At 60.3% G+C, this 9,680-nt stretch carries 8 protein-coding genes; all 8 read left to right on the top strand.

Going from position 1 to position 9,680, the window contains the following annotated elements:
* Positions 1 to 144 precede the first annotated feature (144 nt).
* The 8 genes from ABEA12_RS14685 to ABEA12_RS14720 all read left to right on the top strand — a co-directional run bounded on the left by ABEA12_RS14685 (position 145) and on the right by ABEA12_RS14720 (position 9,633).
* Positions 145 to 1,077: a restriction endonuclease gene (locus ABEA12_RS14685; RefSeq protein WP_210099475.1), complete on the top strand. Its 933-nt coding sequence runs from the start codon at positions 145 to 147 to the stop codon at positions 1,075 to 1,077.
* Positions 1,078 to 1,428: 351 nt separating this feature from the next.
* Positions 1,429 to 2,376, top strand: coding sequence for an HNH endonuclease (locus tag ABEA12_RS14690; protein WP_210099476.1), 948 nt, complete (start codon positions 1,429 to 1,431; stop codon positions 2,374 to 2,376).
* Positions 2,377 to 3,100: 724 nt separating this feature from the next.
* Entirely contained in the window at positions 3,101 to 4,342 is a 1,242-nt protein-coding gene (gene bioB / locus ABEA12_RS14695) for a biotin synthase BioB (RefSeq protein WP_210099477.1), read from the top strand.
* The gene (locus ABEA12_RS14700) at positions 4,339 to 5,700 is read left to right on the top strand and encodes an adenosylmethionine--8-amino-7-oxononanoate transaminase (protein WP_210099478.1); all 1,362 of its coding nucleotides are present in this window, start codon (positions 4,339 to 4,341) and stop codon (positions 5,698 to 5,700) included. Before bioB ends, ABEA12_RS14700 begins: the two co-directional genes overlap by 4 nt.
* Positions 5,693 to 6,859, top strand: coding sequence for an aminotransferase class I/II-fold pyridoxal phosphate-dependent enzyme (locus ABEA12_RS14705; protein ID WP_345468757.1), 1,167 nt, complete (start codon positions 5,693 to 5,695; stop codon positions 6,857 to 6,859). Before ABEA12_RS14700 ends, ABEA12_RS14705 begins: the two co-directional genes overlap by 8 nt.
* Complete coding sequence (locus ABEA12_RS14710; protein ID WP_210099479.1) at positions 6,856 to 8,070, top strand: cytochrome P450 family protein; 1,215 nt, start codon at positions 6,856 to 6,858, stop codon at positions 8,068 to 8,070. The genes ABEA12_RS14705 and ABEA12_RS14710 overlap by 4 nt, the downstream gene beginning before the upstream one ends.
* Positions 8,067 to 8,801, top strand: a complete 735-nt coding sequence (gene bioD / locus ABEA12_RS14715; protein ID WP_210099480.1) for a dethiobiotin synthase — start codon at positions 8,067 to 8,069, stop codon at positions 8,799 to 8,801. The genes ABEA12_RS14710 and bioD overlap by 4 nt, the downstream gene beginning before the upstream one ends.
* A gap of 148 nt (positions 8,802 to 8,949) precedes the next feature.
* Positions 8,950 to 9,633, top strand: coding sequence for a TetR/AcrR family transcriptional regulator (locus ABEA12_RS14720; RefSeq protein WP_210099481.1), 684 nt, complete (start codon positions 8,950 to 8,952; stop codon positions 9,631 to 9,633).
* Positions 9,634 to 9,680 lie beyond the last annotated feature (47 nt).

The following is a 9,680-nucleotide window of genomic DNA, read 5'->3' on the forward strand; positions in this document are numbered from 1 at the left end:
ATTGGTCGGTTCCTGGACACGGAAGTGCGAACCGAGTGCGTGGATGACGCCGACAGGCGAACCTATCCTGAGCAAGTGGCTAAACTGGGAGGAACCTCTACTTGGACAGCATGAGGAGTGTACTAGCGAGGGGATCTCGGAACCATGACTCAAGAAATTAGTAGCATCAACGAGTCTGAAGTCCCCATTTGGCCACATTTCGTTCGATACGTTCTTGAAGTCCTCCACGATGGAGAGACCCTCCATCGAAGGGATATCGTCGGACGGTCAATTGACGCTGCAGGCTTGTCTTCTGCGGCTCGCGCGGAAACCTTGAATTCGGGTGGGCTTCGTTCTAAGCAACGGATGGGTTGGGCGATCAGTAATTTGCTCAAGGCTGGTTGGATCGAGCGTCCTATTCGAGCCAATTACCGGATTACTGATTCCGGACGCCAGTGGCTTGCCGAGAATTCCGAAGGGATTAGGAATTTTACCGAAGCCAACAGGATCTTTGCAGAGTATTGGCCACAACCGGAAAAGTCGCGGGAAGCAGTCATTCCGGTGAGCACCCAGGCTGAAGTTATCGATCCCATCGAACAGATCGAATCCGGAATCAACCGGATCACTGCCGATGTGGGAGATGCGCTTCTGCTGCGGCTGCGTGAAAGCCATCCAGACTTCTTTGAAGAGGCCGTGGTCAAGATTCTTTTGGCGATGGGCTACGGAGGCGCTGAACAGCGCGGTCGTCGCATCGGTGGTTCCGGCGACGGGGGAGTCGACGGAGTTATCGACCAGGATGCCCTTGGCCTTGACCGTATTTACGTGCAGGCCAAACGATATGCCGAAGGCAGCAACATCGGCCGAGAAATGATTCAGGCTTTTGTAGGTGCGCTACATGGGGTTGCGGCAACTAAAGGTGTATTTATCACGACTAGCACGTTCACCCAGAATGCCCGTGACTACGCTGCAAACATTCCGACAAGAACAATTCTTATCGACGGTAAACGCCTTGTATCGCTAATGATCAAATACAGGGTCGGTGTCCAGGTTGAACAGAGTTATGACGTGGTGGATATCGACGAGGACTTCTTCGAATAAGGACCGTGAGGAAGTTACGGAAGTGCAATGACAATGCTCGACTCACGGCTGGAGTGCTGTAGGAAGAACAAAGCTGGTCGCTATATCGGCACTTCGATGGCACTGCGCGTATTGGCGTATTGGGTTGACTTGACAAGTTTTTCTATACGGCTCCCGATTTAGCGTCAATCGCTAGAAACGGGTCGCATTGCGGCTTGTCAGCATCCGCAGATCGACACAGGAGTCAGGGCCTGCACCTGTAGATGATTCGTCGCGTGGACTTTCTGCAGCTCTGCCCAATGCCGCCCGGTGCTTGGAACAGGGTGACCTTGGTAGGGTTCATACACCCTCTGATTCGAAAGGTGTTGAACTTTGGCTGATGTTTTTTGGTCCGCTGAACGGGACCGACGGTTAAGAGACGAAGCGATTGCTTGGCTGAAATTGCGTACCAACGATGGCGCGGTTCCGCTTACACGTTCTGAGATCAAAGATTTCAGCTTTGACGGTGATACGTTCGCGCTGCAAGCAACCCAACAGGGCATTCGTAAACCACGACAGTTAGAAGCAGCCCTTTCTATTCAAACGGTGTATCGGTCGCCAGGGCAACCTCGTCCGTATGAAGACACCATGGGTTCAGACGGATTACTCCGCTACATGTGGCGAGGGGAAGACCCCGAGATACCTGACAATATGGCTTTGCGGGCAGCACTTGAGAACGACCTTCCACTGATCTGGTTTATTGGTGTTGGGATGGCACCAGCCATATTCCAGGCAGTGTGTCCTGTCTATATCGTTTCCGAAGAGCCGGACCTTAAGCGGTTCGTGCTGGCACCATTTGATGAAGAGGCATTTCTTCCGCGTGTGGCAGGACAGGACACTGTCATTCAAGAGACCGTGAAGCGGTATTTGACACGCGAGACAAAGATTCGTCTGCACCAACCAGTTTTCAGATCAACGGTCCTTCGAGCCTACGAAGACCGATGCTCGGTTTGCAATCTCGGTCACCGCGTACTTTTGGACGCAGCCCACATAGTTCCCGACTCCCACGAACTTGGCATCGCCTCGGTGGTGAACGGGCTGGCACTTTGCAAGATCCACCATGCAGCATTTGATTCGTCCATCTTAGGTATTCGTCCAGACCTTGTCGTTCAGATTCGTCCGGACCTGTTGGAAGAAATCGATGGACCCATGTTGCAATATGGGCTGAAGGAACGGCATGGCCAGAAGTTAATGATGTTGCCGAATCGCAAGGTAGAGCAGCCGCGCGCGGATCTGCTGGAGATCGCATACGACAGGTTTTTGAACGCAACGCCGGCTTAGCACCAAATTTCGAGATTTAAACTTTCAGGAAGTAACCAGATCGAAAGCCGGCGTTCGGAGTGCACTGAATCGTTCGGAGTGCCGTCGTTTTAGGTAGCAGGAAGTATTCGATGCAAGCGGTGAGTTCGGGCACGTTTTGTTGGGCCAGGCTGGTGCATGCTGAAAGACCCTGCGCGCCGAGGGGTGGCGGCTAGAGACATCGAGTTGGCCCGCGTTGTTCCCAGCGTGTGAGTTCAAGTCTGGGGAAATTAGGCATTTGTTCGGTGTTGCTGCGCATACCAGCGCGATCGTTTCGTGGCATTCCAAACTGTTTCAGCGCTGTGCCCGCCAATGTCTGTGGGGAGATCTTCATCCATCGGTTGGATCCTGTTCAGCAACTATCTTTGCAGCGCGCTCCACCAGCTCATTTTGGTGACGATCTGACCTTGACAGTCCAGCTAGGTGTATCAGCAGATTTCTGACGCAACCGTACGCGAGTCAATGAACCCTCCCAATCCGGGCATTCAGTCCAAGACGTTAGGACTACACGAGAGCGTTGTTTTTCTTGATCAATTACATTTTTGGATCAACAAGGCTCGCTGAACGGTGTTCAGTGAAATGAGAATTCAGGGTGTACGGTTGTTTTGACCATAATTGAACGGTGTTCAGTTCATAGTTTCGAAGGCTGGAAACAGTCCTCGGATCCACGCGCACCAAAACTCCGCCGCACCGGAAGGCCCCCACCATGACCCCGACCCAGGTAAGCGCAACCGTGCTTGACGATGAAACACGGGAATCCGACGCCGGCGATGCGCTGGATGTAGCTGATCTGGTCGCGCGGATAACTGCTGGGCACGTTGTTACCGAATCCGAGGCTCTGCAGGTCCTCGAGGTGCCCGACTCCGAAACCCTGGCGCTGGTGGGTGCCGCCGGCACACTGCGCCGCAAGTACTTCGGCAACACCGTCAAGGTCAACTACCTGGTGAATCTGAAGTCGGGGCTCTGCCCGGAAGACTGCACCTATTGCTCCCAACGGCTGGGCTCGAAAGCCGAGATTCTCAAGTACTCATGGCTCAAGCCCGAGGAAGCGGTCCACCAGGCTGGTCTGGGTGTTGCTGGCGGTGCCTCACGGGTGTGCATGGTCGCCTCAGGCAAGGGACCGAGCAACCGGGACGTGGACCGGGTAGCAACAATGGTGGAGCAGCTCAAGGACGAGCATCCACACATCGAGGTCTGCGCATGTCTGGGCATCCTCAAAGACGGACAGGCCGAGAAGCTCAAAGCCGCCGGCGCAGATGCCTACAACCACAACCTGAACACCGCCGAATCCCTGTACCCGCAGATCTGCAGCACGCACAGCTACCAGGAACGCATCGATACGGTGGAACATGCCAAGACCGCGGGGCTCTCCCCATGTTCGGGCCTGATCGTCGGACTCGGGGAAACCCCCGAGCAGCTGATCGAAGCGGTCTTTGCGCTGCGCGACCTGGAGTCCGACTCCATCCCCGTGAACTTCCTGATGCCCTTTGACGGCACGCCACTTGAAGGGACCTGGCTCCTGACCCCCTTGGATTGCCTGCGCATCCTAGCGTTGGTGCGACTGGTCTGCGCGGACAAGGAATTGCGCATGGCCGGCGGACGCGAGATGCACTTGCGCTCCCTGCAGTCAACGGCCCTGGAAGTGGCGAACTCCTTCTTCCTGGGGGACTACCTCACCAGCGAGGGCCAAGACGCCCAAAAGGACCTGGAGATGATCGCAGATGCCGGGTTCGTGGTCCTCGGACAGGAATCCCGGGATCCCGTCGAGGTTTCCGCAGAGCTCAGGCAAGCAGCCGCCAAGGTGACGAGCCAAACCACGGAGGCACCAAGCTGCGGAAGTGGTTGCGGATCGGCATGCGCCCCGCAGGGTTGCGGTCCCGGCGGCGGCGGGGGAGAACCGGTGTTGCGCCGCCGCGGTGCCGGAACCGGTCAAAGCCCCAACGCATGAGTGACCTGAACACGGACCTGCTGGCGCGTGACGAAGGCCTGCTCTGGCACCCCTACGCGTCGCTGGATGGCGGGGCGCACTATGCGGTGACTGCCGCGAAGGGTGCCACCCTGACGCTGGCTGACGCCCACGGCAGCCACGAGGTCATCGACGCAATGGGGTCCTGGTGGTCAATGGTCCATGGCTATCGCCACCCGGTCCTCGACGCCGCCGCCCACGCACAAATCGACACCTTTAGCCATGTCATGTTCGGCGGCCTCACCCACGCACCGGCCATTGAGCTGGCCGAACGCTTGGTGGCCATGGCGCCGGGGGAGCTTGCGCACGTTTTCCTGGCCGACTCGGGATCCATCAGCGTTGAAGTGGCGCTCAAGCTGGCACTGCAGTACCAAGATGCCCGCGGCAAGAGTACCGGGCAGCGATTCCTGGCGCTGCGAGGCGGCTATCACGGGGACACCTTTGCCACGATGAGCGTGTGTGATCCCGTGGACGGGATGCACGCCGCCTTCGCGCCGCTGGGACGAGAGCAGGTATTTTTGCCCCGGCCACCGAGCGCCCGGCGCACCGAGGACGGAACCTGGGAATACGATGAAGCGCTGCTGGCCGACTGGGAAACCGAATCCCGGAGTCTCGCGGCGGAGCACGCAACGGTACTGGCCGGCATCATCTGCGAACCGGTCCTGCAGGGAGCCGGTGGGATGTTCATCTACCCGCCCCGGGCCCTGCGGATTTTGCGCGAGATCGCGGACGAGCATTCCCTGCTGCTGATCTTCGATGAAATTGCCACGGGGTTCGGCCGCACCGGTGAACTCTTTGCCGGCGAATGGGCGAATGTTGTCCCGGACATCATGTGCATGGGCAAGGCCTTGACCGGTGGCTATCTCTCGCTGGCGGCCATGCTGTGCACCCCGGCGGTGGCCGAGACGCTGCGCATCGGTTCCTCCGGCACCGGCAATGCACTGCTGCACGGGCCCACATTCATGGGAAACCCGTTGGCCTGTGCCGTGGCCTGCGCTTCGCTTGATCTGCTGACCGGTCCCGGCGACCCACGATCCCCCCAGGCGCCCTGGCGTGAACAGGTCGCAAAACTGGAGAAGGGCCTGCACGATTCGCTCATGCCTGCTACGGATCTCACCGCGGTGAAGGACGTCCGGGTGCTCGGCGGTGTGGGAGTGATCGAGCTGGATGTGCCCGTGAAGGTTCATGAACTGACCCATGCGGCCGTGGCCCGCGGGGTGTGGGTCCGCCCCTTCCGCAACCTGGTCTACGTCATGCCGCCCTATATCTGCACCGAAGAGGAGCTACGCACCCTGGGAGTCGCGCTGACCGGAGCCATCGAGGAGATCCACGGTGCCTGAGGACTGGACCTCTTGGTTGGAATCCCGGGCCCGGGTGCGCCAGCTGCGAGGGTTCCAGCGCACCGATACCTCACGCGGGTTGCTGATGGACCTTGCCTCCAATGACTACTTGGGGTTGAGTCGGCACCCCGAGGTCCAACAAGCGGTAACCGAGGCGGTAGGCACCTACGGCGCCGGAGCGACAGCCAGCCGCGTGGCCACCGGAACCCTGGGAATCCATCGAGAACTGGAACAGGCCCTGAGCACCTATAGCGGTCGCGAGAAAGCCCTGGTGTTTTCCAGCGGATACATGGCGAACCTCGGCCTGCTCCAGGCGCTTGGGGGTCCCGGAAGCCTGTTCATCCTCGACGCCCACGCCCACGCGAGCCTGATTGACGGTGCCAGGCTCTCCGGAGCGCAGGTCCGAATGGCCGGACACAATGACCCTGAAGTTATCCAACGGCTGCTGCGCGAAAACTTCCAAGAGCAGACACCCCGGCCACGGGTCGCGGTGGTGGTTGAGTCCATCTACTCGCTGCTCGGCGATGCTGCCCCGCTGGCCCGGATCGCGGAACTCTGCGCTGAGTACAACGCCCTGCTGGTGATTGACGAGGCCCATTCGCTGGCTGCCACCGAGCGGGGCTCCGCCGTATGCGCCGCCGGGCTGTCCAGCGCCACCCACGTGCTGGTCACGGCAACGCTTTCCAAGGCCTTGGGCGCCCAAGGCGGGGCCGTGCTTTTCGGCGGCCCGAACGCCGGCGCATTGCGTGAGCATCTGGTCAACACCTCACGCAGTTTCCTCTTTGACACCGCGCTGGCGCCGGCATCGGCAGGGGCTGCGTTGAAGGCGCTGGAACTGGCGACATCTCACCGGTTGAACAACCTGGCCCGGAACACGGACCTTGTTTACGAGACGCTGTCCGGGAATTCCGGCCTACGCGGTCTCATCGAGCCCGGCGCCGGGGCGGTGCACTCGGTGAGAATGCCCAGTGCCGATGCCGCCATGCGGGTCACCGCCGCACTGCGGGAAAAGGGGATTGCCGTCGCCTGTTTCCGACCGCCCAGCGTCCCCGACGGAATCTCCCGCATCAGGATCACCGCCCACGCACACCACCAACCAGAAGAACTGGTCACAGCCTTGCAGACCGTAGCCAGGACCATCACCGAGGAACCAGTATGAGCTGCCCCTTCAGCACCACCCCAACTCTGGATCGATTGGAGGCGCCCCTGGGTATCCCCTTGGAAAGGGCCTACCCGGCAGCCATCAACCAGCGCTACCGCAGCATCGAAGACCCCAAGGTGGTGCGCGAAATCCTGCGCCGGGTCGAGGACTTCAGTCCGGCCAACGCGCTGAGCACCGCGATCGACCTGACGCCGGCAGCGCTGCGGATCCTGGCCTCCGTGAAGTTTGCCTTGCCGCCGGTCCTGGCCAGTGCTTCGGGCCCGGCACACCGCACGGTGCGCCGGATAGTCACCGGGTTCTTCACCCCGGCGAAAGTTGCTGCCCAAGACGGATTCATCAGGGCGCGGGTCAAGGAGATCTGTGGGACATTGCAGCACGAGTACCGCCGGGGCGCGGGAGTGGATCTGGCTGTCGGACTGGCGGCGGTGCTTCCTCCGGAAATCATGCACCGACTCATCGGCATTCCGGTACCGGAACCTTCCTTGCTTAAGCGCTGGAGCCAAGACTCGCTGGAGCTCTTTTGGGGATGGCCCACCGAGGAGCGCCAACTCGAACTGGCAACAAGCGCCGCGGAATTCTATGCATGGCTCCGGGACAGCGTCGAGCAGGGGATCGGACGTGATGACGGGAACCTCTACGCGGCGCTGCACAACGCCGGGGTGGAGTCGGGCCGGATCCGCTCCCTGGGATACTTCCTGGCCATTGCCGGGCAGGAAACAACCTCCATGCTGATCCAGACGACACTCTTCAACGCTTTGGACCAAGGCTTGTGGCCCGCTTGTACTGATCCCGAGACCGGAGAGGAAAAGGCCAAGGAAATCGTCAGCGGGGTTTTGGCACGTGCTTCTTCGGTACCCACCTGGCGGCGCATCGCCACGGCCGATACGGACATTGACGGGGAGAGCTTCATGAAAGGCGAGCAGCTGGTGCTGCGCCTCTCCGGTGGCGCACTGGGAGAAGCGGGCGATGACTCGTTGGCCTTCGGCTTCGGGATTCACCGTTGCCTGGGAGCGGGGTTGGCAAGACTGGAAACGGAACTGGTGCTCTTCGAGGCTGCCCGCGCCTTGCCGGAAATTGAATTGCAGCCGGGGCACCGGGACTGGATACACCTGCTGTCCTTCCAAGCACCCACCACGGTTCCGACGAATGCCCACGCGGGGGCCCAAACGGCAGATGCAGCAAGCGCCACGGAAAGGAATGCATCGTGATCTACGTTGTCACCGGGACAGACACCGATGTGGGCAAGACCGTGGTCACCGCAGCGTTGACCGCACAAGCCCTGGAGCGCGGGGATCGCGTGGCCGTCTACAAGCCCACCCAAACTGGGGTGCTGCCCGGTGAGTCCGGGGACGCGCAAGATATTGGCCGTTGGCTGGGTAACCCAAAGGAACTCACGCTCGCCGAGGGAATCCGCTTGCGCGAACCAATGGCCCCGGTCGATGCCGCCCTGGAACAAGGCGGGCGGTCCACCGTCGACAACCTGCCCACGCTGGAGGAACACGTGGCGCGGATCAACGAACTGGCCCAAACACACGAAACAATCCTCGTGGAGGGTGCCGGGGGACTGCTGGTGAAGCTCACATCTGCCGGTGAAACCATCGCGGAGCTGGCACAGGCCGTCTGCGGGAACCTGGTGGTGGTCACCCGACCGGATCTCGGGACACTGAACCACTCGGCGCTGACCCTCGAAGCTGCAAGCGGGCGCGGATTTGTCCACGGGGCCCTGATCCTGGGAAGTTTCCCCGCATTGCCCACCGCGGTTCACGAGCGCAACAGGAAGAACCTGCAGGCGCTCGCCGAACACCACGGGTGGATGTGGGCAGAAGGGCTTCCTGCCGGATTGGGTTCGGTCGACACCAGCACAACCGGCAATATTGACCTTTGGAAGGCTAGTCGCAAATTAAATTACGTATTGGTTGAACGGGATTCAGGGCGGTAGGACCGCACTACGCGAACCCCAGCAGCTGTTCAGTGGCTAGCCGGGCGTCGGGGGTAGCCACTCATGCCGCGAACTTGCTGTGGTTTATTATCAGCCACGGCCAAAGCCGGTGGCGTAGGGTTGGCTCATGCGGGCGCCTCGAAACTCATTGTCACCTGAATTGATTGTCGCCGCTTCGCTCAAGCTCTTGCAAAGCGGAGGGGGCAACACCCTGAGCTTCAGAAAGCTGGGGTCAGCACTGGACGTGGATCCCACAGCGATATATCGGCACTTCAAGAACAAAGATGAGCTCATCCTTGCCATCGCGGACAGCCTGATGGTTTCCGCCCTCGAAGAGTTTGAACCGCACGCAGACTGGTTGGAAACGATTCGCGACCTGATGCACCGCAGCCGTCGTGTCTACATGGCGCACCCGGAGGCAGCTGTCTTGGGTGTCACCCGCGTGACCCGCCGTAGTGGCGAGATGCAAATAGTGGAGCAAATCTTGGCTGCGCTTTTCCGGGCAGGGTTCCACGCGCAGGAGGCAGCCCGCCTCTATCGAGTCATCGATGACTTGAACCTGGCCTTCGCCGGCCTGGATGCCGCTTTCCGGATCTTGCCGCACGCGGAGCAGGAAAAAGACACCGGAGCATGGAGCAATGAATACTCCCAAGTGGACGCGCAGGATTTTCCGTCTATCGCCGCTGCTGCCCAAGAATTGCCGGCCATTGACGAGGACCCGACCTACGAATTGGCGGTCGACTTGCTTCTGGAATCCATAGCCCGGCGGGCGGACCGGTTACCGTCCAGCGCAGCCGGGCGCGACGGAAGAATCGCGCAAGAAGGACCCTGACCCGGCGGACTTGCGCGGGTGTAAGAGGCCGAAACGGCAGCCTGGGT

It is taken from the genome of Paeniglutamicibacter antarcticus (assembly GCF_039544305.1).
Taxonomy (GTDB): Bacteria; Actinomycetota; Actinomycetes; order Actinomycetales; family Micrococcaceae; genus Paeniglutamicibacter; species Paeniglutamicibacter antarcticus_C.

Excerpts from the sequence above, each read along its gene's own strand:
- bioB (WP_210099477.1), top strand. The coding sequence starts at position 3,101 with ATGACCCCGACCCAGGTAAGCGCAACCGTGCTTGACGATGAAACACGG.
- ABEA12_RS14685 (WP_210099475.1), top strand. The coding sequence starts at position 145 with ATGACTCAAGAAATTAGTAGCATCAACGAGTCTGAAGTCCCCATTTGG.
- ABEA12_RS14710 (WP_210099479.1), top strand. The coding sequence starts at position 6,856 with ATGAGCTGCCCCTTCAGCACCACCCCAACTCTGGATCGATTGGAGGCG.
- ABEA12_RS14700 (WP_210099478.1), top strand. The coding sequence starts at position 4,339 with ATGAGTGACCTGAACACGGACCTGCTGGCGCGTGACGAAGGCCTGCTC.